Annotated in this window: 25 protein-coding genes; 9 read left to right on the plus strand and 16 right to left on the minus strand. The window is 62.8% G+C overall.

What is annotated here, in order from left to right; translation table 11 throughout:
* Positions 1 to 68: 68 nt before the first annotated feature.
* From THIARS_RS15435 to THIARS_RS15450, 4 genes are read left to right on the plus strand one after another with little or no spacing between them, the layout of a single operon-like run.
* Positions 69 to 902, plus strand: a complete 834-nt coding sequence (locus tag THIARS_RS15435) for a polysaccharide deacetylase family protein (RefSeq protein ID WP_141202440.1) — start codon at positions 69 to 71, stop codon at positions 900 to 902.
* Between the two features lie 59 nt (positions 903 to 961).
* Positions 962 to 1,183 carry a hypothetical protein gene (locus THIARS_RS15440; RefSeq protein WP_094161671.1) on the plus strand — a complete coding sequence of 74 codons (222 nt, stop codon included), beginning with the start codon at positions 962 to 964 and terminating at the stop codon, positions 1,181 to 1,183.
* A gap of 32 nt (positions 1,184 to 1,215) precedes the next feature.
* Positions 1,216 to 1,812: a tRNA adenosine(34) deaminase TadA gene (gene tadA, locus THIARS_RS15445; protein WP_245846001.1), complete on the plus strand. Its 597-nt coding sequence runs from the start codon at positions 1,216 to 1,218 to the stop codon at positions 1,810 to 1,812.
* Positions 1,809 to 2,759, plus strand: a complete 951-nt coding sequence (locus THIARS_RS15450; protein WP_094161673.1) for an LD-carboxypeptidase — start codon at positions 1,809 to 1,811, stop codon at positions 2,757 to 2,759. The genes tadA and THIARS_RS15450 overlap by 4 nt, the downstream gene beginning before the upstream one ends.
* Positions 2,760 to 2,822: 63 nt before the next feature.
* Here the strand turns inward: THIARS_RS15450 and THIARS_RS15455 are convergent, their stop codons facing one another.
* A complete protein-coding gene (locus THIARS_RS15455) occupies positions 2,823 to 4,025 on the minus strand; it encodes an acyl-CoA dehydrogenase (RefSeq protein WP_094161674.1) in 1,203 nt (400 codons plus the stop codon).
* An 82-nt stretch (positions 4,026 to 4,107) separates the two neighbouring features.
* Here THIARS_RS15455 and THIARS_RS18410 point away from each other — a divergent pair, with 82 nt between their 5' ends.
* Both THIARS_RS18410 and THIARS_RS15465 read left to right on the plus strand, forming a co-directional pair.
* Positions 4,108 to 4,311 (plus strand): hypothetical protein, encoded by a 204-nt coding sequence (locus THIARS_RS18410; RefSeq protein ID WP_141202441.1) that lies wholly within the window; start codon positions 4,108 to 4,110, stop codon positions 4,309 to 4,311.
* 67 nt (positions 4,312 to 4,378) lie between these two features.
* A complete protein-coding gene (locus THIARS_RS15465; RefSeq protein WP_094161676.1) occupies positions 4,379 to 4,876 on the plus strand; it encodes a hypothetical protein in 498 nt (165 codons plus the stop codon).
* A gap of 3 nt (positions 4,877 to 4,879) precedes the next feature.
* On the opposite strand, the gene THIARS_RS15470 is transcribed toward THIARS_RS15465, so the two are convergent.
* The 7 genes from THIARS_RS15470 to mltG all read right to left on the minus strand — a co-directional run bounded on the left by THIARS_RS15470 (position 4,880) and on the right by mltG (position 9,941).
* Positions 4,880 to 5,284, minus strand: coding sequence for a hypothetical protein (locus THIARS_RS15470; RefSeq protein WP_186436705.1), 405 nt, complete (start codon positions 5,282 to 5,284; stop codon positions 4,880 to 4,882).
* A 97-nt stretch (positions 5,285 to 5,381) separates the two neighbouring features.
* Entirely contained in the window at positions 5,382 to 6,041 is a 660-nt protein-coding gene (locus tag THIARS_RS15475; RefSeq protein WP_094161677.1) for an ankyrin repeat domain-containing protein, read from the minus strand.
* A 44-nt stretch (positions 6,042 to 6,085) separates the two neighbouring features.
* The gene (locus THIARS_RS15480) at positions 6,086 to 6,880 is read right to left on the minus strand and encodes a TatD family hydrolase (RefSeq protein ID WP_094161678.1); all 795 of its coding nucleotides are present in this window, start codon (positions 6,878 to 6,880) and stop codon (positions 6,086 to 6,088) included.
* A gap of 75 nt (positions 6,881 to 6,955) precedes the next feature.
* Positions 6,956 to 7,339: a PilZ domain-containing protein gene (locus tag THIARS_RS15485; RefSeq protein WP_094161679.1), complete on the minus strand. Its 384-nt coding sequence runs from the start codon at positions 7,337 to 7,339 to the stop codon at positions 6,956 to 6,958.
* A 1-nt stretch (position 7,340) separates the two neighbouring features.
* On the minus strand, positions 7,341 to 8,336 hold the full coding sequence (locus THIARS_RS15490) for a hypothetical protein (protein WP_094161680.1): 996 nt from the start codon (positions 8,334 to 8,336) through the stop codon (positions 7,341 to 7,343).
* Positions 8,329 to 8,976, minus strand: coding sequence for a dTMP kinase (tmk, locus tag THIARS_RS15495; RefSeq protein ID WP_094161681.1), 648 nt, complete (start codon positions 8,974 to 8,976; stop codon positions 8,329 to 8,331). Before tmk ends, THIARS_RS15490 begins: the two co-directional genes overlap by 8 nt.
* Positions 8,973 to 9,941: an endolytic transglycosylase MltG gene (gene mltG, locus THIARS_RS15500; RefSeq protein ID WP_094161682.1), complete on the minus strand. Its 969-nt coding sequence runs from the start codon at positions 9,939 to 9,941 to the stop codon at positions 8,973 to 8,975. The genes tmk and mltG overlap by 4 nt, the downstream gene beginning before the upstream one ends.
* A 178-nt stretch (positions 9,942 to 10,119) precedes the next feature.
* Here mltG and ygfZ point away from each other — a divergent pair, with 178 nt between their 5' ends.
* Positions 10,120 to 11,067 carry a CAF17-like 4Fe-4S cluster assembly/insertion protein YgfZ gene (gene ygfZ, locus THIARS_RS15505; protein ID WP_186436706.1) on the plus strand — a complete coding sequence of 316 codons (948 nt, stop codon included), beginning with the start codon at positions 10,120 to 10,122 and terminating at the stop codon, positions 11,065 to 11,067.
* A 22-nt stretch (positions 11,068 to 11,089) separates the two neighbouring features.
* Positions 11,090 to 11,962, plus strand: a complete 873-nt coding sequence (locus THIARS_RS15510) for an NRDE family protein (RefSeq protein ID WP_186436707.1) — start codon at positions 11,090 to 11,092, stop codon at positions 11,960 to 11,962.
* On the opposite strand, the gene THIARS_RS15515 is transcribed toward THIARS_RS15510, so the two are convergent.
* The 3 genes from THIARS_RS15515 to THIARS_RS15525 form a co-directional block, all read right to left on the minus strand.
* Complete coding sequence (locus THIARS_RS15515; protein WP_186436708.1) at positions 11,963 to 12,847, minus strand: YbgC/FadM family acyl-CoA thioesterase; 885 nt, start codon at positions 12,845 to 12,847, stop codon at positions 11,963 to 11,965. It abuts the gene before it with no gap.
* A 67-nt stretch (positions 12,848 to 12,914) separates the two neighbouring features.
* The gene (locus tag THIARS_RS15520; protein WP_094161685.1) at positions 12,915 to 13,931 is read right to left on the minus strand and encodes an alpha/beta hydrolase; all 1,017 of its coding nucleotides are present in this window, start codon (positions 13,929 to 13,931) and stop codon (positions 12,915 to 12,917) included.
* A gap of 67 nt (positions 13,932 to 13,998) precedes the next feature.
* A complete protein-coding gene (locus THIARS_RS15525) occupies positions 13,999 to 15,201 on the minus strand; it encodes a BaiN/RdsA family NAD(P)/FAD-dependent oxidoreductase (protein ID WP_094161686.1) in 1,203 nt (400 codons plus the stop codon).
* Positions 15,202 to 15,664: 463 nt separating this feature from the next.
* Between THIARS_RS15525 and THIARS_RS15530 the strand changes: the two genes are divergently transcribed.
* Positions 15,665 to 17,563 carry a diguanylate cyclase domain-containing protein gene (locus tag THIARS_RS15530; RefSeq protein WP_186436709.1) on the plus strand — a complete coding sequence of 633 codons (1,899 nt, stop codon included), beginning with the start codon at positions 15,665 to 15,667 and terminating at the stop codon, positions 17,561 to 17,563.
* Positions 17,564 to 17,611: 48 nt separating this feature from the next.
* On the opposite strand, the gene THIARS_RS15535 is transcribed toward THIARS_RS15530, so the two are convergent.
* From THIARS_RS15535 to rbfA, 5 genes are read right to left on the minus strand one after another with little or no spacing between them, the layout of a single operon-like run.
* Complete coding sequence (locus THIARS_RS15535; RefSeq protein WP_094161688.1) at positions 17,612 to 18,490, minus strand: spherulation-specific family 4 protein; 879 nt, start codon at positions 18,488 to 18,490, stop codon at positions 17,612 to 17,614.
* 2 nt (positions 18,491 to 18,492) lie between these two features.
* Positions 18,493 to 19,425 (minus strand): DMT family transporter, encoded by a 933-nt coding sequence (locus THIARS_RS15540; protein ID WP_094161689.1) that lies wholly within the window; start codon positions 19,423 to 19,425, stop codon positions 18,493 to 18,495.
* Positions 19,426 to 19,468: 43 nt separating this feature from the next.
* The gene (gene typA / locus THIARS_RS15545) at positions 19,469 to 21,295 is read right to left on the minus strand and encodes a translational GTPase TypA (protein WP_094161690.1); all 1,827 of its coding nucleotides are present in this window, start codon (positions 21,293 to 21,295) and stop codon (positions 19,469 to 19,471) included.
* Positions 21,292 to 22,245: a tRNA pseudouridine(55) synthase TruB gene (gene truB, locus THIARS_RS15550; protein WP_094161691.1), complete on the minus strand. Its 954-nt coding sequence runs from the start codon at positions 22,243 to 22,245 to the stop codon at positions 21,292 to 21,294. Before truB ends, typA begins: the two co-directional genes overlap by 4 nt.
* Before the next feature lie 23 nt (positions 22,246 to 22,268).
* On the minus strand, positions 22,269 to 22,637 hold the full coding sequence (gene rbfA / locus THIARS_RS15555) for a 30S ribosome-binding factor RbfA (RefSeq protein ID WP_094161692.1): 369 nt from the start codon (positions 22,635 to 22,637) through the stop codon (positions 22,269 to 22,271).
* Between the last annotated feature and the right edge of the window lie 57 nt (positions 22,638 to 22,694).

The following is a 22,694-nucleotide window of genomic DNA, read 5'->3' on the forward strand; positions in this document are numbered from 1 at the left end:
ATTTTCTTGCGTTGTGCAGTGGTCTGTCCGAACGGCTGGCGCGTCGCCAGCTTGTGCGGCGCGTCGTCATGCTGCATGGAGTGGGCGGGCCCGATCTGCCCGTACCCGGCTTCGAGGCCTTGCTGCGCTGGATGCAAAGCCGCTATCGTCTGGTTTCCTTGGATACTTTGCTGGAAAACCTGGCCTCGGGCAAGCCGGCGGGCGGCGACGTGGCGCTCACCTTCGATGACGGCTTGCGCAACCACCTGCGGCACGCTTATCCGGTACTCAAGCGGCTGGGCATACCCGCCACGTACTTTGTCTGTCCAGGATTGATCGAGTCTGGGCGATGGCTCTGGAATCACGAGGCCCGTGCTCGCTTGAATCGCATGGACGCGCCGACGCGCACCAGCGTGGCGAACCTGGCCGGCGCCCCGCAGAGCGCGGTCGAACCCATCATCGACTGGATGAAGACCCTGACGCCTGGCAAGCGCCAGGATGTCGAGCAGCGCATTCGGGACGCCTCGCCCGATTTCGCGCCGACTTCCGAGGAGAGCGATCGCTTCGATCCTCTGGCCTGGGACGATTTCGCGCAACTCGATCCGGCGCTGATCACCATCGGCTCGCACACCATGTCGCACCCCATCCTGCCCACCCTCGACGATGCGAGCCTGCGCTGGGAACTGCACGAGAGCCGCGCCTTGCTCGAGGCGCGGCTGAGGCGTACGGTCGATTTGTTCTGCTACCCCAACGGCTCCAGCGACGCGCGAGTCCGCGCCGTAGCCCGTCGAACTTATCGTGCCGCTGTAACGACGCAGGAGGGGCACGTGCTGGCCGGAGTCGACCCGATCGCCATCCCGCGCATTCCTGTCTCCAGCCATCTGCCCTTGCTGGCTTGGCGCATGCTTCGTCCGACGGCTTGAGATCGCACTGCCAGGTCCGGCTATGCTGCTGGCTGGCTCGTCGATTTCCATTGTTCCCCATGAAAATGCTGTTCAGTGTCCTGGCCCTGGTCGTGGCCCTGCTGCTGGTCCTGCTCGCAGCCAAGACGCAAATGCAAGGACTCACCGCTCCCGCGGCAGGCAGTTCCGCCTCGACCATGGGCGAGCACGCCGGGTTGATCACACCCCAGCAATACAAACAGGAACTTGAACAGGCCATCCACGCATCGCGTCCCGCCGGGACGAATGGAAGCCAGCCTTGAGCGCGGAGATCGACCTGACCGACAAGGCCTTCATGCGTCAGGCCCTCGATCAGGCGCAGAACGCCTGGCTGCTGGGCGAAGTTCCAGTCGGTGCGGTGATCGTGCGCGAGGGCAGGGTGATCGCCACCGGTTACAACCGGCCCATCGGCGACAACGACCCCACCGCGCATGCCGAAATCGTCGCATTGCGGCAAGCGGCGAGTCTGCTCGGCAATTACCGCCTGCCGGGGTGCACGCTCTACGTCACGCTGGAACCTTGCGCCATGTGCGCGATGGCCTTGATGCATGCGAGGCTCGATCGTGTCGTCTTCGGCGCGCCAGATCCCAAGACAGGCGCAGCGGGAAGCGTGATCAACCTATTCGACGAACCGCGCCTCAACCACCACTGTGCTTTGCGAGGTGGGGTGGAGGCGCAGGATTGCGCCCGTCTGCTGCAGGATTTTTTTCGCGAACGGCGGCGTCAGACACAGGCGCTGCAGCAGAAGCCGGCGATACCGGCCGATCGCGCTGACCCAGACGAACAGCACGCATCGTTGCACGCCGAAGGTCCAGCCCCGCTGGCCGGCATCGACGTGCGGCATCTTGACGAACCCGATGCCGCTGCAACGTCAAACCCCGAATCGCCATGACCGACTCCCCGCCAACACAAACCCCGCCCACGTCCCGAGGCCTGCTGCGTCTGCTCTCGCCTTCGGGAGCGGTTCCCGACGCGCAGCGCATCGCACGCGCGCAAGCGCATTTGCAGGCTCTGGGTTTTCGTGTCGAGCTGGATCCCCAGGCCTTGGGGCGCGTGCAGCGCTTTGCCGGCACGGATACGCAGCGTGTGCAGGCCGTGCACCGGGCCGCGCGCAGCAAGGCGCATGTGGTGATGGCCACACGGGGAGGTTATGGCTTGTCGCGCATCCTGCCCCGGCTCGACTATGCCCTGCTGCACGAGGCCGTGACCCAGCGGCGTCAGTTCTGGGTCGGGCATAGCGACTTCACCGCGCTGCAACTGGCCATGCTGGCGCAAACCGGCGCCGTCACGCACAGCGGTCCGATGGCTGCTTTCGACTTCGGTTCCGACAAGCTCGACGACATCACCGTGGACAGTTTCCTCGACGCCCATGACGGCAGCCAGGAAGCCGTGGGTTTTGCCTGCAGCGACGCGCCGCGCGGCCTCGACGCGCGCGGCGTGTTGTGGGGTGGCAATCTCAGCCTCGTGGCCAGCCTGGTCGGCACGCCTTACCTGCCCAGAGTGCGTGGCGTGCTGTTCCTGGAAGACGTGACCGAGCATCCCTACTGCATCGAACGCATGCTGATCCAGCTTCTGCAGACCGGCGTGCTGCAACGCCAGAAAGCGGTGGTTCTGGGGGCGTTCACCGACTACAAGCTCACGCCGCATGACGCAGGCTTCGACTTGAACTCGGCGGTCGCCTGGCTGCGTGGGCAACTCAAGCCCCATGGCGTGCCGCTCATCACGGGCTTGCCTTTCGGGCACGTGCAGACCAAGCTGACGCTGCCGCATGGCGCACGCTGCCGCCTGGTGCGCGATGGCTCGGAGGCATTCCTGGTGTTCGCCCACGCCCACGGCTGAAACCATCGCGTTGTATCGTTCCGCCGTGGTCCCACGTTGTGGCCAGCGGGACGGCCGGATGCCTCAAGCCGTGAACGCCTGGATGCCCGTTTGCGCCCGACCCAGGATCAAGGCGTGTATGTCATGCGTGCCTTCGTAGGTATTGACCACTTCCAGGTTCACGAGGTGGCGAATCACGCCGTAGGTATCCGAAATGCCGTTGCCGCCCAGCATGTCGCGCGCCATGCGGGCCACATCCAGCGCCTTGCCGCATGCGTTGCGCTTGAGCATGGAGGTGATTTCGGGCGCGTCGACGCCTTCGTCCTTCATCCGGCCCAGTCGCAGACAGGCTTGCAGCCCCAGCGCGATTTCGGTCTGCATGTCGGCCAGTTTTTTTTGCACGAGCTGGTTGGCCGCCAGCGGACGCCCGAATTGCTTGCGGTCGAGCACGTATTGCCGCGCAGTATGCCAGCACGATTCGGCGGCGCCCAGCGCGCCCCAGGCAATGCCATAGCGTGCCGAATTCAGGCATGTGAACGGCGCCTTGAGACCCTCGGCGTGTGGTAGTTCGTGGTCGGCGGGGACAAAGACGTCGTTCATCACGATCTCGCCGGTGATCGAGGTGCGCAGCCCCACCTTGCCTTCGATCTTGGGCGCTGAAAGGCCGCGCATCCCTTTGTCGAGGAGGTAGCCGCGGATCTTTCCCGCGTCGTTCTTGGCCCAGACCACGAACACGTCGGCGATAGGCGCATTGCTGATCCAGGTCTTGCTGCCATGCAGCTTGAATCCGCCTGGAACCTCGGTAGCGCGGGTGCGCATGCCGCCGGGGTCGGAGCCATGGTCGGGTTCGGTCAGGCCGAAACAGCCAATCCAGTCCCCGCAGGCCAACTTGGGCAGGTAATGGCGGCGCTGCGCCTCGGTACCGAAGGCATAGATGGGCAGCATGACCAGGGACGACTGCACGCTCAGCATCGAGCGATAGCCCGAATCGACACGCTCGACCTCACGAGCGATCAGGCCGTAGCAGACATGGTTGAGCCCGCCACCGCCATATTCGCTGGGCAGCGTGGAACCGAGCAAGCCCATGGCGCCGAAGATGCGGAACAGGGACGGGTCGGCGGTCTCGTGGCGGAAGGCCTCCAGCACTCTGGGCGCCAGTTCACGCAGACAAAAATCGGCCGTGGCCTGACGCAGGGTCGATTCGTCATCCGTGAGTTGCAGGTCGAGGCGCAGCGGATCATCCCAATGGAACGACGACGCAGGGGAATTGGCGGAGGCATGGTTCATGGGCGGGGAGGGCGGGTGATCGGCATCAGGCATGCCGCATTGCGGAATTTTATTTTGCGGCAAGTTTCGTCTTGGGCCTGCCATGTCGTCGCTCGGCGAATGCAGCAAAGGCCATGGTGGTGCTCGGTACGCGAAGCAGCTGGTGGAGAAGGGCGCCAATCCGGCCCAAGTCGATCAGGCATTGGAAGGCATCGCCCAGCGTAGTTGCCTTGCGTGTGTGATTCCCGTAGGCTGGGTCAAAACTGCCGAAGGCCATCTTTATGGATGGGTGATCGATACAACATGACCGGTAGACGGCCTGCACTGGGCCTGACGTCGGTTGCTGGAATGCATTTCTGTCGGGAGGCTGCATCATGGGATGGTCCGTCACCAAAGGCAAGCTCAGAACGATGGCCCTGGACGGTGAGCACATGGCCTACGACTACGCCGGCCGCAGCCATGTGGACGCCGAGGCACTGACTGAGAAATCAACGCCGATCCTCGCCATTCATGACTGCGAGGCCTCGGTCGGCGTCTACCACGAAACGAATCTCGCAGAAGGCGGCCACCATGTCGTCGGCGAATATACGAGCGTCGTCCTGCACAGAAGCATCGATGCCGAACGCTTCGGCCTGGCTTCCATGCGCCTCGATCAAGAAAAACGGGTGGTTGTGGCAGCCTATATCAAGGCCAAGGCATGGGCAAAGTATGAGTTGCTTGCGCAAACTGCGCTCGCGCATCATGGCGAGATCCAGTTCAAGTTCGGGATCGACGGCCCCCTCACCAGCGAGACGCACAGGGCATTTTTTGCCGGAGAAATCAACAACAATGCCATCGTCTGCGACTTGCTTGCGATCTACATCCACTTCTAAAGGTCATGCGTCGGCGCTCCCCGCGACATCGCGCAGAATCCGTTTCGCCAGTATCTCCGTCCGGGCCGAAGCGTCCAGCGCACAGCGACACAATCCGGCCTGTTCGTATTGCAGGTTCTCATACATTTCAGAAGCTGCAGGATACGCACGCAGCAAGGCATCAAGCCGAGCATCCAATCGGGCGCCCGCGAGCTCATCGCGAAGTCGCAGCGCGACAAGCCGATACTGATCCGCACTGACTTGCAACGGGCTTCGCTCCAGGCGTTCGAGCAGGTATGCGAGGGAAGCGAGCGAATGCAGGTGCTCAGGGGGTGAAGAATTGATGACAGGGTGCTCGTTCATAGCTGCCTCGTGAGGAAAAACATCCTCGTTCAAGTTCGCAGATGAGCGTGCCAAGACAAATTTCAAGGTGGGGGGCTTCCGTTCAACAACATTTAACATAATGCCAATATGCTCTGATGTGTGTGACTCAAGCTAGCTTTCTACAGCCGGCACGCGTGGCCCATTACCAATGGCCTGATTGTCGATCCATGGCGATGGCGTGGGCGATCAGCTTCGCAGCCGCCATGTGACCGCGTTGCGTAGCCAGGTCTAGCGCCGTGAAACCCATGGCGTTCTTCAAGCCCGGGTCCGCACCCTCCTCGAGCAAGAGTTTCACCGTGGCGTCATGGCCAAAATATGCGGCCATCATCAACGCCGTGGTGCCGTTGGGCGCGGCTGCGTCGATATAAGCAGCGTGGTCCAGCAGGTATTTCACGATTCGGGTATGGCCGTTGGTTGCCGCATAAGCCAGGGGCGTCCAGCCGGGTTTGTTGATTTCAGCGCCGCGCGCGACCATCTTCTCGACCAGGTCGTCATCGCCTTCCAAGCAGGCGATCATCAATGCGTTTTCGTCACTGGGATTGAGTTGATTCAAGTTCAGCTTGGGTTGTGCAATCAAGACCTTGGCAACGTCGAAGGACTTGTCCTTGAGGGCCAGATAAAGCGCGGAATTTCCACGCGCATCCACGGCGTTCGGATCGAAGCCTTTGGCGAGCAAGGCCTGCACGGCGGCGGTGTCGTCCGTCGCGATGGCACGAAAAAAATCGGTATAAGACCCCGCTGCAGCCCAAGGTGAGGCGGAGATTAATACAATCAAAACAATAAGATAGGAAATTTTTCTCATGTTCTTATGCAATAATGCACCAAGCTGGTTTCAAGTTATGTTTTTTATTGAAATTTTCCATCTAACCTCATGAAAAGACGATCAAAATTACGTTCTGTGTACTGCTCGACAGCTTCCTCCGTGCCGCCCCTTAATTGTGCAAGGCAGCGGGCGACGAAGCGTGTGTAGGCAGGTTGGTTGGTTTGACCTCTAAAAGGCGTTGGCGCGAGATAGGGGCTGTCGGTCTCAATCAGGATACGATCCTCGGGTAATTTCTTCGCTATCTCTCGTAAGTCATTGGCGTTTTTGAATGTCAAGATGCCGGAAAGGGATATGTAGAAGCCGAGGTCCAGAGCTTGTTTCGCCACGTCCCAGGTCTCCGTAAAGCAATGGAACACCCCTCCCACGACTTCGGCGCCCTCTTCTCTCAGGATGGACAGCGTATCGTCAGCCGCCGACCGCGTGTGGATCACCAGTGGCTTGCCGACTTGGCGTGCGGCCTGAATGTGGGCGCGAAAACGGTGTCTCTGCCACTCCATGTCCGCGGGCGTGCGCCCCTCGAGGCGGAAGTAATCCAATCCAGTTTCCCCCAGCGCAAGGACACGCGGATGGCTTGCCAATTCAGCAAGTTGGGACACATCGGGCTCCGTCAGGCCCTCCTGGTCGGGATGCACGCCGACGGTCGCCCAGATCTGCGGGTGTTGCACGGCAGAGGCGAGCACGTCGTCGAATTCCTCGATCTGCGTGCAGATGTTCATGGCCCGCGTTACACCGTTGGCGTCCATGGCCGACAAGATGTCATCCAGGCGCTCGCGCAAGCCAGGAAAATTGAGGTGGCAGTGTGAGTCGGTCAAAGCCATGGAGAAAGACCGCCAGATTGGCGGTCAGGTGGATGGATCGATACGTGCCCGAGGGCGACGAAGGAGGCTGCGCAGTTACAGGGTATGGGTGACACGGCTCGCGATTTCCGCGGTCGGCCCGAGAATGTCCTCGATCGTTTGGCGCAACTGGCGTGATTTTTCATCGCCCGGAAAGCGTACGCCGATGCCCTGGGTCTTGTTCCCGGCGGCGTTGGCTGGCGTGACCCAGGCGACTTTTCCCGCGACAGGAAAGCGCTGGGGATTGTCCATGACGGTCAAGAGCAGATAGACATCATCCCCCAGGCGATATTCACGCGTGGTTGGAATGAAAATGCCGCCTTCCGGGAAGAAGGGAATGAACGCGGCATAAAGGGCGGGTTTTTCCTTGATCGCAAGCTGGATGACGCTGGGGCGGGCGCCAAGCCCGCCGGGGGCTGAGGGTGCGGAAGTCGTGGCCATCTCAATGCGCGCTCCATCGGAAGAGTTGCTTGAATTCTAGGGTCAATGCGTCGGCGGTCAGTCCGGCATGAAGCGGAAAATGGGCGGTGCCGCTGTATTCGACAAGCCGCCGCCAGAAAGATTGCAGCCGCACCACGCCGGCCTGCCTTCCGAGCGTTGCGAGGGTGGGCGCTTCGGTCGGTAGATACAGTGGCTGCTGCCCAAATTGCGTGCGTAGCATGTCCGCATTGAGTTTTTGCAAGGCGGCAACGGCAATCGGCAGTGCGGGCGGCGCGCCGATAGGGCCGGCATGCCCTTGGGTCTTCCCCTGTATGGGCAGCGCGCTCAGCAAATGTCGCGCCCAGGCCAGCCCGCCATCGGGGTCCGCCCCATGCACGGCATTGCGGCACCAGTTGGCCACATCCTTGGGGTCTGCAACGCCTCGTTCCCGCAGGATGCGCAAGGCCTCGTTTTGCCCCAGGCGCGGCATGGGCTTGAGCCGGCAACGGCTGCGTAGCGTAGGAAGAATGCGATCGAGATGATGCGTTCCCGTTAAAAAATAAAGGCTTGGGGCCGGTTCTTCAAGTGTTTTGAGCAATGCATTGGCGGCAGGGGGCGCCAACGCATCGAGCGGGTAGACGACGGCGACCTTGAGTCCGCCTCGATGGCTGGTGCCATGCGCCCAGTCCACGAGCTGGCGGATGGCGTCGATGGGGATGTCTTTGCTGGGGCTGCGTTTTTCGCCGCTAGTGGAGGATTCCGCGCCCTCGGCAATGTTCAGGCCTAATTCCGATGCCATGGCTTCGGGGACGAGAGCCATCAAATCGGGATGCGTCCCCGCGCGAACCAGGCGGCACGCCGCGCATTCGCCGCAGGCGCGGAGGTTCCGATCGGTGGGGTCAGGAATTTCAGCCGATGAAGCTTGCTCGCAGAGCATGGCCGAGGCGGCCGTGAACAATGCATTCCAGATGCCCAGGCCGGCAGCGCCATGCAGGAGAATAGGTTGAAAATCATCCATTTGAAACAGTAGGTTGGATGATATTTTTCATGTAATAGATGATGTCGAGACGAACCTGATCAGTACTCTGCGTCCCGTCGATTACGCCCCAGCGCGCAGGTTCTGCCTCGGCCATATTGAGGTAATGTTGGCGCACGCGCATGAAAAAATCGAGCGATTCGTTCTCAAACCGGTCGCGTGCTCGGCCTTGCGCATGCAGGCGCCGCGCCGCGAGTTCGGCGGGGACATCGATCAGAAAGGTGTAATCGGGCTTCAGCCCAGGATGCACCCAGCGTGCAAGAGTCTGCAGCCGATCTTGTGGGATGCCCTTGCCGGCGCCCTGGTAGGCGAAAGTGGCTTCGGTGAAGCGATCGCAGACGATGTCGTGCCCTTGCAGCAAGGCCGGCTCGATCACCCGCAAGACATGTTCCTGGCGCGCCGCGAACATCAACAGCGCCTCGGTCGAGGTGGTCATGGCTTCCGTCAGCAGCAAGGCACGGATGCGCTCGCCCAGTGGGGTTCCGCCAGGCTCGCGTGTGGTCGTCACGTGCCGGCCCGCGGCGCGCAGGAACCCCGCAATGGTGTCGAACTGGGTGGTCTTGCCCGCCCCGTCGATTCCTTCCAGAGTAATGAACAAGCCACGGTTGTTGTTCGTGTTCAAGGGGACCTCTTGAGGATGTAGCGGTTCACGGCTGCATTGTGCTCCGCGAGCGTGTCCGAGAACGCGCTGCTGCCATCGCCGCGGGCGACGAAATACAAGGCCCGTGTGGCAGCTGGATGCAGAACCGACTGCAGCGCCGCGTCTCCCGGCAAAGCGATCGGTGTCGGCGGCAAGCCAGCATGGATATAGGTGTTGTATGGCGATGGGATCTGCAGGTCCTGGCGCGTGATTGCCCCCGTATAACGACTTCCCAAGGCATAGATCACGGTGGGATCGCTCTGCAGCGGCATGCCATTGCGCAGACGGTTGATGAACACGGCGGCGATCTTGTCGCGGTCGCTTGGCTTGCCGGTTTCCTTTTCGACCATGGAGGCGAGGATCAAAGCCTGATAAGGCGTCTGCAAGGGCAGGCCAGGCTGGCGAGCGGCCCAGGCGGCATCGAGCTGCCTTTGCATGGCGTGATACGCACGCTTGAGAATGGTCAACTCGGAGGAGCCGTTCGCATAAAGATATGTGTCGGGAAAGAACCAACCCTCGGGCGGGGTGCCAGGAGGGGCGCCGATGCGCTGCATGATCTGCGTCGCGCTCAAACCTTGCGCATCATGGTCGAGCCCCGGAGCTTGATTCAACGTATCGAGGAACTGCTTGAAGGTCCAGCCTTCCGGCACCGTGACGGCCAGCAGGGACTGGTCGCCACGCGCCATTTTTTGCAGCAATTGCCATGGGCTTGTGCCCTGCTCGATTTCATAGCTGCCGGCCTTGAGCTGGGTACCCTTGCCGCTCAGGCGGGCGAGCCAGTAGAACAAGCGCGGCGAGAGCCCTGCTCCTTGATCGCGAATTTGCATGGCCGCCACGCGCGCCGTGCTGCCGGGTTTCACGGAAAAATCCAGCGGCGTGGAGCTTAACCGCATCGGTGTCAGGGCCCAGTCGACGAACGACGCGGCGGCGATGAGCGCGAGGATCATGCCGAGAAGGAAAAGACGGACTGGCCAACGAGTTTTCAAGGACGGACTCTCGGCAAAACGGACAACTTTCTATACTAGCCTAGCCTTTTTCCGGGCTGCGGCAACCGGCCGTCCATCCAAGGCTCGCCAAGCATGTTGACGCCCTTGCCCCTCATTTCGCTCCATAGATTCCCCAAGCATGACCGCAACCATCACCGCACTGCCCCATCTAGCCGTCCTGCAGGCCCACGGCCCGCAAGCCGCCGAATTGTTGCAGGCCCAGTTGACCCAGGACGTGAAGAGCTGGCCGCCGGGCACGGCGCGTATGGCAGCGTTCTGCACCCCCCAGGGCCGCATGCTGGCGGATTTCCTGATGTGGAAGAAAGGGAATCATGCGATCGACTTGTTGCTCGACGGCACGCTGGCTGAAGCCGTGCTCAAGCGCTTGCGCATGTTCATCCTGCGGCTCCAGTGCAAACTCGACGATGTGACCGCCCAGCGCGGCGTGTTCGGCGTGCTCCAGCCATCGGACGATGCCGGGACCCTGGGGCCGGACGCCTGGCCCTGCCCCGCCCCCCCATGGACGCAGCTGGAGCGCGTAGGATTGGTTCTGCTGCGCCTGCCGGACGCTCCGGGCATGCGGCGCATATTGCTTGTCGCCGAATCCCCCATCGGCATGCAAAGCATCGAGAATCTGCAAAACCATTTGGCCGCGGGCACGACGCAGGACTGGGCGCTTGCCGAAATTCGGGCCGGCATCCCGCACATCACGGCCGCCACGGCGCAGCAGTTCGTGCCGCAAATGCTCAATTACGAAGCTCTCGGGGCGGTCGACTTCAAGAAGGGGTGCTACCCCGGGCAGGAAATCGTCGCCCGGATGCAGTACAGGGGAACCATCAAGCGCCGCACTTACCGCGTGCTCAGCGAGGGGCCGCTCCAGCCGGGTGACGAAATCGTCCACAGCGCAGACGCGGCGCAACCGTGCGGCATGGTGATCAACGCCGCCCCGGCCCGGACCGGTTGGGAGTCCTTGGCGGAGTTGAAAATCAGTGCCACCGGGGAACCTGGCAGCCTGCACGCACGAACCGTTGACGGCCCCGTCCTGCGTGTGGCCGATCTGCCCTACATCTTGCCGCCGCAAGACTGAGCCCATCGATGCAATGTGCCTGATGGCTTGGTCATGGCAGCCGGGGCATGCGCAAACCCTGTTGCTGGCCGCCAATCGCGACGAGTGGCTGGACCGCCCCACCCTGCCGATGCGCTGGTGGCAGCCCGATCCGCAGCTGCCAGTCCTGGTGTTGAGCGGACGGGATTCGCGTAGCGGCGGCATTTGGCTCGGCTTGTCCGACACTGGGCGCTTCGCCGCCGTGACCAATGTGCGCGACCCTGGGCGCGAACGGCCGCAGGCCCCATCGCGCGGCCTTCTGCCCCTACGCTACCTCCTCGGTGTCGACCCGCGCGGTGAGCATGCCATGCCGAACCGCGGCCCAGGCGCTTATGCCGAGGCAGTCATGCAAGACGCGCAGAACTACGCCGGCTTCAATCTGCTGCTTGGGGACGCGGCGTGTGGTCAACTGGTCTGGCTGTCCAACCATCCCCAGGCCTTGCGTGAGGTGGAGCCTGGGGTGCATGGCTTGTCCAACGCCGCGCTGGACACCCCCTGGCCCAAGGTCGTCGGAATGAAAACGGCGCTGGCGCAGCAGGTGTCGCGCGAGTTGCCAGACCAGTTTGAGGCTTTGCGCGGCGCCCTGCTCCACGACCGTTCGGCCGCTGACGCGGCACTGCCCAGCACCGGCGTGAGCCTGGAGCGGGAGCGCGCGCTTTCCGCCAACTTCATCCGCATGCCAGGCTATGGCACGCGTAGCTCTACCCTTCTGCGCCTGGAGCAGGACGGCGGCGTGCATGTGCGCGAACTGCAGCATCAACCGATGCCCGCTGCCCCGGTGGATTTCGTCTGGAACTGGCGCGCACGGCAAGCACATCGGGAGCGCTTGCGCGGCGCCGGGTCCAGCGGCTTGCCTCACGTCGATGCGATGAAATAATCATGGCGCCGGCGAGACCGGCAGTCGGGCCAGATCCGCCCGCATCGGCACATGGGGGATGCCGGCTTCCAGATACGGTGGGCCGATGCTGGCAAAACCCAGCTTGCGATAGAACTCCGTGACGGCCTGCTGCGCCGAGATCTCCACGTGCCGATGACCCGCCAATTTCGCCTCGTGCATGAGATCGCGCATCAGCAATCGGCCGGTCAAACTGCCGCGCATGGCCTGGATCACCGCCACGCGGCCAATATGCCCGTCGGGCAAAAGCCGGCCGCAGGCCACCGGCATGCCCAGGCGGTTGAACACGACGGCGTGGCGGCAACGCACGTCGTGCTCGTCCCATTCCAGCTCGGCGGGGATGCCCTGTTCGTGCACGAAGACGGCCGTGCGAATCGCGCGCGCATGCTCGCCGAGCGCATGCCAATCCCCCAGTTGAACGCGCAGCATCGGTTCGCCGCGCTCGTAGGACTCGAGCAATTCGCGCAGGGCTTGCGGCATGGCTTGCGCGCGGGCTTGCGGGCCTGGCGTGGTGAACACGTAGACCATTTCGCCGCTGGTGAGCAGGCGGTCCTGTACGAACATCGCCGTGCGCAGCACCATGCTGCTCTTGCCGAGCCTGGCCAGGCCGATGCCGATCTCGATCCAGTCGTCCAAACGCGCAGGGCTGTGGTACGTCAGAGCCGCCTTTTTCACGTAGAAGTCGCCACCCAGGGTTTGCAACGCCTGTGCATAGGGCAGGCCGAGCGCTTTCCAGTACGCGCTCATGGCGGTGTCGAAATACAGGAGGTAATGTCCGTTGAAGACGACCTGTTGCATGTCGACCTCGGCCCAGCGCACCTGGAGCCGATGGAAAAAACGGAAATCTGCGCGTTGCGAATGCATCATGGGCATGCGTGTGGTGAAGTGGCTGATGAAAGCGGATTCCCGCTGGAGGTCTGCGGGTTGGCCGGCGTCAAGTCTGCACGCACAAGGCCGTGCGCAGGGCCGCAGCCGCAGCGCGGACAGCCTCTCCCGCCTCGTGCAGAGCGCGTCCCATGCGGATGAAATCATGGGTCACACCCGGCCATTCGCGCAACTCCACCGCCACACCGGCCTGCCGCAGCCGATCGGCGTAGAGCACGCCTTCGTCGTGCAACAGATCGCACCCGGCAACGCCGATCCACGCCGGAGCGAGCGCGGAAAGATCACTCGCCAGCAAAGGTGCGAAACGCCAGTCGTCGCGTTCGCCGGGGTCGCGCAGGTAATGGCCGAAGAACCAGTCCAAGTGCTCGCGCTCAAGCAAATAGCCATGCGCGTAGCGCTGAGCCGAGGCCGTGTTGGCCCATCCGGCGGTACCGGGGTAGAACAGCATCTGCAGGGCAAGCGGCCAGCCTGCATCGCGCGCCATGATGGCGCATACCGCCGCCAGGGTGCCCCCCGCGCTATCGCCGCCGACGGCGATGCGCTCGGGGTCGATGCCGAGCATGGGCGCATTTTCGCGCAGCCAGATCAGCGCATCCCAGGCGTCATCCACCGCTGTTGGAAACGGATGCTCGGGGGCCAAGCGGTAGTCCAGCGACAACACGGCGCAACCGGAATACAGCGCCAGTTGCCGGCACAGGATGTCGTGCGTGGTCACGCTGCCGATGACGAAACCGCCGCCGTGCGTGTAGAGCAAGGCTCCGGACGGCTCTTCCCATGCCGCGGCGGTCTTGTCGCCTCTGGCCTGGTATCGGCGCACGCGCAGCCTTTTCGCATCGCGCGTCGGACAGTCCAGGTCGATGACGTCCACCTCGGATGGCGGTGCCACATCCAGCACACCGGTCGCGAGGTCATAGGCCTGCCTCGCCTGCTGGACGCTCAATGTCCACAGGGGCGGGTGTCCGGCGCGGGCCATGCGTTGCAGCAACGCCCGCATCACGGGGCTGGGTTCGGCAAACGCGTTCGCAGATGGCCGGACATGCGGCGCGGCATCGGACGTCTCAGGCATGGCGGGGCGGTTCGGATTCGTATCGGGACTCGGGATCACGCAGCATAAGGGCGACGCCTGGCGTGCGTCAGTCCGGCGACGCGCCGACGGCCATACCGGCCGCATGGCCGCTGGCCCAGGCCCACTGGAAGTTGTAGCCGCCCAGCCAACCCGTCACATCCACCACTTCGCCAATGAAGTGCAGGCCCGGAACCCGGCGCGCCTCGAGTGTGAGCGGGTGAAGCTCAGCCGTGTCGACGCCGCCGCGCATCACCTCGGCCTTGCGCCAGCCCTCCGTGCCGCTGGGCCGCACCGACCAGGCGGCCAGCGTAGCGCCGAGCGCCGTGAGCTTGGCGTCCGCCACTTCAGCAAGGCGCCGGTCGCCCGGAAGGCCCTGCGCTTCCACCCAGACCTGGGCCAGGCGCCTGGGCATCCATTGCGCCAGCACATTCAGCAGCGACTGGCGCGACTGCGTTTTGGCCTGCCGCAACAGCCTGCCGAGGTCGTGGCCCGGGGCCAGATCGATCCGGAGACTATCGCCCGGAGTCCAGAAGCTGGAGATCTGCAAAATGGCCGGGCCCGACAAACCCCGATGCGTGAACAACAGATCTTCGTCAAAGCTCTGCGCGCCGCACGACACTTTGACCTCGCCAGCCACGCCGGCCAGCCCGGCAAAGGGCTGCCAATGCTCCGTGGCAAAGGTCAAGGGAACCAACGCTGGCTGAGGCGGCACCACCTGCAGGCCGAATTGGCGCGCCAGGCGCAGGCCGTAATCGGAGGCCCCGATCTTGGGCACGGGCAAGCCGCCCGTGGCCACCACGACGCGCCTGGCCAACAAAACGCCGTGATCGGTACCGAGACGAAAACCGGCGCCGGTCGGCTCGACATGCCGTACGCCGCAAGGTTGCATCCACTGCACGCGGCCCTGAGCACATTCCGCGCGCAGCATGTCGATGATGCGTTGGCTGCTGTCGTCGCAGAACAGCTGGCCTTTGTGTTTTTCGTGGAAACCGATGCGATGCAGCTTCACCAATGCCATAAAGTCGCGGGGCGAATAGGCGCGCAGCACGTCGCGTGCGAACTGCGGCTCGCGCGAGAGATAGTGCTGGGGGCCGGCATGCACATTGGTGAAGTTGCAACGTCCGCCGCCGGAGATCCGGATCTTCTCGCCAACCCGGTGTGCATGTTCGATGAGAACCACACGCCGACCGCGTTGCCCCGCCACGGCCGCGCACATCATGCCGGCAGCACCGGCGCCGATGATGGCCACGTCATAGCGGCCTACCTGCATGCGGCGATCTCGTCTGACCTTGCCTCTCGCGGAAAAGCGGCTCGGCAAAACTGAACACGGGATAAGTCGATGGCTTGCATGCGTGGGAAGGATTTTGCCTGATCGAACGCAAGCAGTGACGAACACGAAGCCGGACGCAACCGCGCCACCAACCTCAAGGCCCAAATGTCCTTGAAGACGGTGAAAGACGCCGGACGACGGCGTGCGGAGTTCAATGCTTGGCATGAACGCGCTCCGACTCTGCGCCTGATTGATCGCGGCGCTCAAGGCCGGCAAGCCACGTAATTACAAGGCCTACACCTTACCTCCCATGCCGATGTGGTCAGTGCTCATCCCATTTCCTGGATTCCCATTTTCATATAGGCTGCATGTGCCGCATAGATGCAACCTACACATCGAAATTCGACCTCGATTGCGCAGCACGAGAAACGTCAAACATCTCGGCACGCCATGGAATTCAAGCATGCAACGATCAAAAATCAATCCAAAATATATCATTGCTATCGCAAGGGCGATTTTAATCGCAATGACAGTATCGGCCGGCGTGATGGTTTTCTACATCATGAAAAATCATGCTGAAAACTTACTTATCAATAGTCTGCAATCATCCCTGGAAAATCATGCATCCCTCGCCATGACCGAGCTACGTCAAGGTTTCGAGAAAACTACCATGGTGGCGACGCGCCCGTTTATCATTCAACAAATAGAGCTCCTGAATTCACCGGGCCATCATGATGCCGACGTGGCCGCATTGCAAAAAGGCGTGCAATCATTCGTTTCAACCGGATTCTCGGCCATCGCGCTGTTCGATCGGCGCGGGCACGAAATTGTCCGGGCGGGTCATTTCTTGCAGCGCCCCGAACTTGAAGCCCCCCTTCACGTCCCCGACCAGACGCAACTCCTCTATAAAGGAGGTCGGTTCTTTTTGCGCATGTCAGTCTCGATCGTGGATGGAAAGCATGTGATCGGGTCGGCACTCACGGAAAAACCCCTACCAACCCTTGGCAGCATGTTCGTTCGGCGCAAGGGGTTGCACACAACATCGGATTTGGCCTTGTGCGCCTCATCCGGGAAAGACATGATGCGATGCTTCCCCACTACGCTGATGCATAATATTTTCAACCTACCTCGAACTTCCTCCCAAGGCAGCCCATTTCCTATGGATTATGCCCTGGATGGAAAAACGGGTTTCATTATTTCGCAGGACTACAGACACCAGCAAGTTGTCGCGGCCTACAGACCCCTGGGTGACTCGGGCCTTGGCATGGTTCTCAAAATAGACAGCTCTGAGCTTTATGCTCCGATATGGGGTCAACTATATTATCTCCTGCCCTTGATGCTCGGCCTTCTTGGCGCGGCACTCCTGTCACTCCGCTGGTTGCTGGCGCCTCTGGTTAATGCATTGGCTCATTCCGAGCGGAAGGCGCGCGCCACAAACGCACGTCTGCGCGACAGTGAGAATCGCGTACGTCTGCTTCTCGACAATGTGGACGAAGGCATTGTGAGCATTGCTGCCAACGGCGACATCGAGCTTTTCAATCCGGCGGCCGAGCGCATTTTCAAATACGACGTTGCGGAGGTTATCGGGAAAAATGTCTCGTTACTGATGCCAGAACCCAGTGCCAGCGAACATAATCGATATCTGGAACATTATCTGCAAACGGAGGAAGCCCATGTGATTGGCACCACACGCGAGGTACAGGCGCGTCGGAGCGATGGCCAGATTTTTCCGATGGAAATCAGGATTTCAGAGTTTTCTCTGAACGGCGAGCGCAAGTTCATCGGCATCATGCACGACATCACCGAGCGCAAGGCGGCAGAGGCGGAAATCAACCACCTCGCACAATACGATGCGTTGACCGACCTCCCCAACCGTCGCCTCGTCCAGGACCGCATGCAGCAAACCCTGGCTCGCGCACGACGAACCCAGGCTCAGTTCGCTGTCATGTTCATCGATCTGGATCGATTCAAGAGCATTAATGATGAACTCGGGCATGACACAGGCGATCAGCTCCTGCAAGCCGTCGCCCAGCGCCTGAAAACAACGCTGCGTGGGGAAGACACGGTTGGCCGACAGGGCGGGGACGAATTCATCGTCCTCCTCGCATGGCTCAACGCAATCCAGGACGCTGCCCTCGTGGCCAGGAAAATACTCGATGCCCTCGCCGAACCCTTTCTGATCAACGGCCTCGTCTTGCACATCGGCGCAAGCATCGGTATCGCGGCTTACCCGCAGGACGGTGACGATGTCGAAACCCTGCTCAAGAACAGCGATACGGCGATGTATGTCGCGAAGGAAGCCGGGCGTGGCACCTATCGCTTCTTCTCGCAGGCGACACCTTCGCCCAGGGCAGGATCATGAATTCGTTCATGGCCAGCGGCCGCCGGCCATGAACGTCACCGACGCGCATCATGGCGCGGCAGTACGGTTGAGGGCCTGGATCGCCTGCACCAAGCCAACGTAATCCGTGGCGATCTGTGTCCACGGATCGGTTCCGCCGGCACCCTGATCCGTGATGTAGACATCCCCGGTGCCGTCGGCAAACAACTTGGACAGCGCGCCTTGCACAGGTTGGCTGATACCGAAAGCAAGATAAGCCCAGCGGCCTGCCGGATAGGCTGCCAAGGCTGCAGGCGCTGCAGGCACGTTGAGATCGGCGCTTTCATGCATCACGGTGATGTCGGCGCTTTGCGCCACCTGTGGCTCTGGGTAGGTGCCGGGATTGAAGACGACGAGCGCCGGGGCGCCGCTCGGTGCTCTGATCCCGCCGCGCGCGGCATTCGCGATGGACGCGTCGTAGCTCGCATAGCTGGCGCTGGCCGAGATTTCGTCGAAGAAGATGCCATCCAGGCCATAGCACTGCGCATAGGTCTGCACGTCCTGCAAAACCGCCGACTGCGGGCGCTGGCCATAGCTGGTGTGCACATAGCCCAGCACCGTCACGCCACTGGCGTGCAGCTGTGCGATGCCGCGCTGGAAGTCCAGCAGCGTGGCCGAAGCCGGGTTCGTGCATGCGACGGGACCGCTGGCCGGATTGATGATGGCGATGGTGGGAACGAGGGCCGCCCCCGAGGCGACGGCGGTCCACGCCGGGCTGGCTTGTGCCACCTGGCTGGCGCCGCTGCCGCTGGTTACCTGCGGATAGGCATACAAGGGCACGAGAATGCCCATCGCCTTGCGCTGCGCGGTTGCCGGGGGCGATGAGCCGCCTCCGCCGCAAGACGTGAGCCAAATCGCCGTGATTGCCGTGACGGCGGTCATCAGCAAGGCAAACCGGGAATGCGCCATGCTCAAACGCCCGCCAATTCCTCTCGTGCCTTACAAAGGCGACGGGCCTGGTGCCTGCCCAGAATCTCGTTGCCGATCAGCGCGGCCAGAATCAGTGCGCCTCCAATCAGGGTGCTGCCGGCAGGGCGTTCGCCAGCGCCGATCCAGGCCCAGAGCGTGCCGAACACGACTTCGAGCAAACCCAGCAATCCCACCTCGGCCGGTGCTAACCGCTGCGCGGCCCAGACGGCGAGCATCCCGGGCAAGGCAAGTTGGAAAACGCCGAGATAGGCCAGCCAGAACAGGTCATGTCCGTCGACCGCCACCGGCCAACCGGGGATGGAAACGGCAAGTGCGGACAACAAAGCGCCGATCATCACCGCGGCCTGCATGGGCACGGCACTGCCGGCGCGGCGGAGGCTGACCCAATTGCCCGCCGCGGCAAAGGGAACGATCAAAGCCACCAGCAGGCCTGCCAAGTGCCCGTCACCGGGTGCGGACCGCAGATTGCTCCACACCATCCAGCCCATGCCCAGCATGGCCAGAGCGATCGCACCCCAGGTACGCGCGGGAAGCCTGTGGTGCAACACCGCCCAGCCGAGAACCGCTGCGATCAGAGGACTCAGGCTGTCTGCCACCAGGGTTTGTGCCACCGTGGTCAACGTGAGCGCGACCATGAAAGCGGTGAACATCAGGCCCCAGAACACGGACGACAGCCACAACAGGCGCGGCGCCGTGCGCAGGTCTCGGGCCGTGGCACGAGGCCCCTGCTGCCACAGCAGCCAGGCCAGCACGCCGAGCGCGGCAAAGGCGCTGCGCCAGAACACGAGCACCAGGCCGTCGGCGCTGTGCAGATGACGGGTGATGACCCCGGCCTGGCTCCACATCAAGGTGGCCACGACCATGGCCAGCGCCGCCCCGGCATGCCGCGCCAGAACTGTGGATCGAACCGTCATGGCAGCGTGGCAAAGCGGGCTGGCGCTTGCGGCTGAAGGCGCGTCAGGCCGCTTGCGCGTCGGCGCGCCCGGCACGTTTGCGCTCGTGCTCGGTGAGGTAGCGCTTGCGCAGACGAATCGACTTGGGCGTGATTTCGACCAGCTCATCGTCCTCGATGAACTCGACCGCGTATTCGAGCGTGAGTTCGATCGGCGGCGTGATCTTGATGGCGTCTTCCTTGCCGGAAACACGGAAATTGGTGAGCTGCTTGGCCCGCACCGCGTTCACGATGAGGTCGTTGTCGCGGCTGTGAATGCCCACGATCATGCCCTCGTACACCGGGTCGCCAGGCTTGACGAACATACGGCCGCGGTCGTCGAGCTTGCCCAGGGCGTAGGTGACGATTTCACCCTGGTCCTGGCTGATGAGCACGCCATTCTTGCGCCCGGAGATCTCGCCCTTGTAGGCGTCGTAGCCGTCGAAGATATTGCTGATGAGGCCGGTGCCGCGCGTCAGATTCATGAACTCGTTCTGGAAGCCGATGAGGCCGCGCGCCGGGATGCGGTATTCCAGACGCACCCGTCCCATGCCATCGGGTTCCATATTGACCAGTTCGCCGCGGCGCTCGCCTAGCGCCTGCATCACGCCGCCCTGGTGCTGCTCCTCCACGTCGGCGGTCACGAGTTCGATCGGCTCCTGACGCTGGCCGTTGACCTCGTGGAACACCACGCGCGGCTTCGATACCGCCAGTTCATACCCCTCGCGGCGCATGTTCTCCAGCAGAATGGTGAGGTGCAACTCGCCGCGACCCGAGACTTCGAACACGCCGTCCTCGCCGGTGTCGCGCACGCGCAGCGCCACGTTGCTCTGCAGTTCACGGTCCAGACGGTCGCGGATCTGGCGGCTGGTGACGAACTTGCCCTCTCTCCCGGCCAGCGGGCTGGTGTTGACGCAAAAATTCATCGTGAGGGTCGGTTCGTCCACCAGCAACATCGGCAAGGGACGGGGATTGTCGATGTTGGTGAGGGTCACGCCGATGCCGATGTCCTCGATGCCGTTGATCAGCACGATGTCCCCCGGCTCCGCGCTTTCGGCCTGCTTGCGCTCCAACCCTTCGAACTTGAGCACTTGATTCACGCGCGCCTTGAACGGCGTGGAATCGGGGCCGCTGTACACCGCGACCTCCTGCATCGGCTTGAGGGTCCCGCTGTTGATGCGCCCGATGCCGATGCGCCCGACGAAGGTGGAGTAGTCGAGCGAGCAGATCTGCAGCTGCAGCGGGTCGGTGGCCAGCCCCTGGTGCGGCGGCACGTGTTGCAGCACGGCGTCGAACAGCGGCGCGAGGTCGGTGCCGATCTCGCCCGGGGTCAACGTCGCCCAGCCGTTCAGTCCCGAGGCGTAAACCACCGGGAAATCGAGCTGCTCCTCGGTCGCGCCGAGCTTGTCGAACAGCTCGAACGTGGCGTTGATCACGTAGTCGGCGCGCGCCCCGGGTCGGTCCACCTTGTTGACCACGACGATGGGCTTGAGGCCCAGCGCCAAGGCCTTCTTGGTCACGAAGCGGGTTTGCGGCATCGGGCCTTCCACCGCGTCCACCAACAGCAGGACGCTGTCGACCATCGACAGCACGCGCTCGACCTCGCCGCCGAAGTCGGCGTGGCCGGGGGTGTCGACGATGTTGATGTGCGTGCCCTTCCACTCGACCGCGCAATTCTTCGACAGAATGGTGATGCCGCGTTCCCTTTCGAGATCGTTGGAGTCCATCACCCGTTCGGCGATCTGCTGATTCTGGCGAAAGGTGCCGGACTGCCGGAGCAGCTGGTCGACCATGGTGGTTTTGCCGTGATCGACGTGGGCGATGATGGCGATGTTGCGGATGGATCGGGTCATGGTGTGTTGACTGCGTGTTGCAGTTCCTCGTTACTGAGCAGGCGTTGCGGCGACAGCGCGTGGCCGTCCCAACGGGCAATGCCAAGAAAGCATGGCGTCTTCGAATCTGTAAAACCGTGCAGGCGCACGGAACCAAGGGGCAGATCTGGCGCCGTGTCCAGGGTCATGGACTGGCCGTGGAGCATACGGGCGCTTTGCGACATGTCCAGGTCGACACGCGGCAAATCCTGCACCAGGCAGTCCACCGGGAGCAGATGGCTCTGGGCGCCTTGGGCATCCAGTTCGCGCAGTGCATCCAGCGTACAGGCCTGGCGCACGTCGAAACCACCGCTCGCGGTGCGGCGCAGGGCCGCCAGGTGCGCGCCGCACCCCAGCGCCTGGCCGATGTCGCGGGCCAAGGCGCGGATATAGGTCCCCTTGCCGCAGCGCACGTCCAGGGTCAGCAGAGACCCTTCGAGCCCGGCCCATTCGATGGCGTCGATGCGCACCGTCCTGGGTTGCGCCTGCACCTCCAGCCCCGCCCGGGCATAGGCATAGAGCGGCCTGCCTGCGCGCTTGAGTGCACTGTAGATGGGTGGAGTCTGGGCGATGTTGCCAATGAAGCCTTGCAGCACGGCGTGCAAGCCGTCTTGCGTGATGTTCGGCACGTCCCTGCGTTCGACCACCTCGCCTTCGGCATCGTCCGTGGTGGTGGTCACGCCGAGTTGCAGCACGGCCCGATAAGCCTTGTCGGCCTCGAGATGGATTTGAGCGAACTTGGTTGCCGCGCCAAAGCACAGCGGCAACAAGCCGTCGGCCAGAGGATCCAACGTTCCGGTATGGCCGGCCTTCTCCGCACGCAGGGCGCGACGCACTTGCTGCAGGGCATTCTGCGACGTACAGCCGCGCGGTTTGTCGAGCAGCACGACGCCGTGCACCGACTGCCACCGGGATGGTTGTGTTGCCGCCATGACTGCCTGCCGAGGCCTGTTGCTCAGTCGTCTTTCGCGGAGCTGGCGACAGCCTGCGCGATCAGACTGTTCATGTCGCTGGCCTTGCGCGTGGATTCATCGAACACGAAATGCAGCGTCGGCACGGTGTGAATGCGCAAACGCTTGAACAACAAGCTGTGAAGATAGCCGGCGCGCTCGTTCAATGCGGCCATGACATGATCGGGTTCGGCGCCGAGAACGGTGAAGTAAACACGCGCGTGGGCGTAATCGGGGGTGAGCTGCACGTCTGCAATGGTGACCAGGCCCATGCGCGGGTCGCGCAGTTCGCGCGGAATCAACTCCGAGAGATCGCGCTGGATCTGGTCGGCGATGCGGTGAATCCGGTGCGGACTGGTGGCCTGGCGTGGCATGGTCGTTTGAGTGTGTCGGGAAGAAAGCATTCCGCCCCGGCGCGCCACCTGTCAGGG

This window comes from Thiomonas delicata, assembly GCF_900088825.1.
GTDB classification, from domain to species: Bacteria; Pseudomonadota; Gammaproteobacteria; order Burkholderiales; family Burkholderiaceae_C; genus Thiomonas_A; species Thiomonas_A delicata.

Excerpts from the sequence above, each read along its gene's own strand:
- THIARS_RS15435 (WP_141202440.1), top strand. The coding sequence starts at position 69 with ATGCTGCATGGAGTGGGCGGGCCCGATCTGCCCGTACCCGGCTTCGAG.
- THIARS_RS15440 (WP_094161671.1), top strand. The coding sequence starts at position 962 with ATGAAAATGCTGTTCAGTGTCCTGGCCCTGGTCGTGGCCCTGCTGCTG.
- tadA (WP_245846001.1), top strand. The coding sequence starts at position 1,216 with ATGCGTCAGGCCCTCGATCAGGCGCAGAACGCCTGGCTGCTGGGCGAA.
- THIARS_RS15450 (WP_094161673.1), top strand. The coding sequence starts at position 1,809 with ATGACCGACTCCCCGCCAACACAAACCCCGCCCACGTCCCGAGGCCTG.
- THIARS_RS15455 (WP_094161674.1), bottom strand. The coding sequence starts at position 4,025 with ATGAACCATGCCTCCGCCAATTCCCCTGCGTCGTCGTTCCATTGGGAT.
- THIARS_RS18410 (WP_141202441.1), top strand. The coding sequence starts at position 4,108 with ATGTCGTCGCTCGGCGAATGCAGCAAAGGCCATGGTGGTGCTCGGTAC.
- THIARS_RS15465 (WP_094161676.1), top strand. The coding sequence starts at position 4,379 with ATGGGATGGTCCGTCACCAAAGGCAAGCTCAGAACGATGGCCCTGGAC.
- THIARS_RS15475 (WP_094161677.1), bottom strand. The coding sequence starts at position 6,041 with ATGAGAAAAATTTCCTATCTTATTGTTTTGATTGTATTAATCTCCGCC.
- THIARS_RS15480 (WP_094161678.1), bottom strand. The coding sequence starts at position 6,880 with ATGGCTTTGACCGACTCACACTGCCACCTCAATTTTCCTGGCTTGCGC.
- THIARS_RS15485 (WP_094161679.1), bottom strand. The coding sequence starts at position 7,339 with ATGGCCACGACTTCCGCACCCTCAGCCCCCGGCGGGCTTGGCGCCCGC.
- THIARS_RS15490 (WP_094161680.1), bottom strand. The coding sequence starts at position 8,336 with ATGGATGATTTTCAACCTATTCTCCTGCATGGCGCTGCCGGCCTGGGC.
- mltG (WP_094161682.1), bottom strand. The coding sequence starts at position 9,941 with ATGATCCTCGCGCTCATCGCCGCCGCGTCGTTCGTCGACTGGGCCCTG.
- ygfZ (WP_186436706.1), top strand. The coding sequence starts at position 10,120 with ATGACCGCAACCATCACCGCACTGCCCCATCTAGCCGTCCTGCAGGCC.
- THIARS_RS15510 (WP_186436707.1), top strand. The coding sequence starts at position 11,090 with ATGGCTTGGTCATGGCAGCCGGGGCATGCGCAAACCCTGTTGCTGGCC.
- THIARS_RS15515 (WP_186436708.1), bottom strand. The coding sequence starts at position 12,847 with ATGATGCATTCGCAACGCGCAGATTTCCGTTTTTTCCATCGGCTCCAG.
- THIARS_RS15520 (WP_094161685.1), bottom strand. The coding sequence starts at position 13,931 with ATGCCTGAGACGTCCGATGCCGCGCCGCATGTCCGGCCATCTGCGAAC.
- THIARS_RS15525 (WP_094161686.1), bottom strand. The coding sequence starts at position 15,201 with ATGCAGGTAGGCCGCTATGACGTGGCCATCATCGGCGCCGGTGCTGCC.
- THIARS_RS15530 (WP_186436709.1), top strand. The coding sequence starts at position 15,665 with ATGCAACGATCAAAAATCAATCCAAAATATATCATTGCTATCGCAAGG.
- THIARS_RS15535 (WP_094161688.1), bottom strand. The coding sequence starts at position 18,490 with ATGGCGCATTCCCGGTTTGCCTTGCTGATGACCGCCGTCACGGCAATC.
- THIARS_RS15540 (WP_094161689.1), bottom strand. The coding sequence starts at position 19,425 with ATGACGGTTCGATCCACAGTTCTGGCGCGGCATGCCGGGGCGGCGCTG.
- typA (WP_094161690.1), bottom strand. The coding sequence starts at position 21,295 with ATGACCCGATCCATCCGCAACATCGCCATCATCGCCCACGTCGATCAC.
- truB (WP_094161691.1), bottom strand. The coding sequence starts at position 22,245 with ATGGCGGCAACACAACCATCCCGGTGGCAGTCGGTGCACGGCGTCGTG.
- rbfA (WP_094161692.1), bottom strand. The coding sequence starts at position 22,637 with ATGCCACGCCAGGCCACCAGTCCGCACCGGATTCACCGCATCGCCGAC.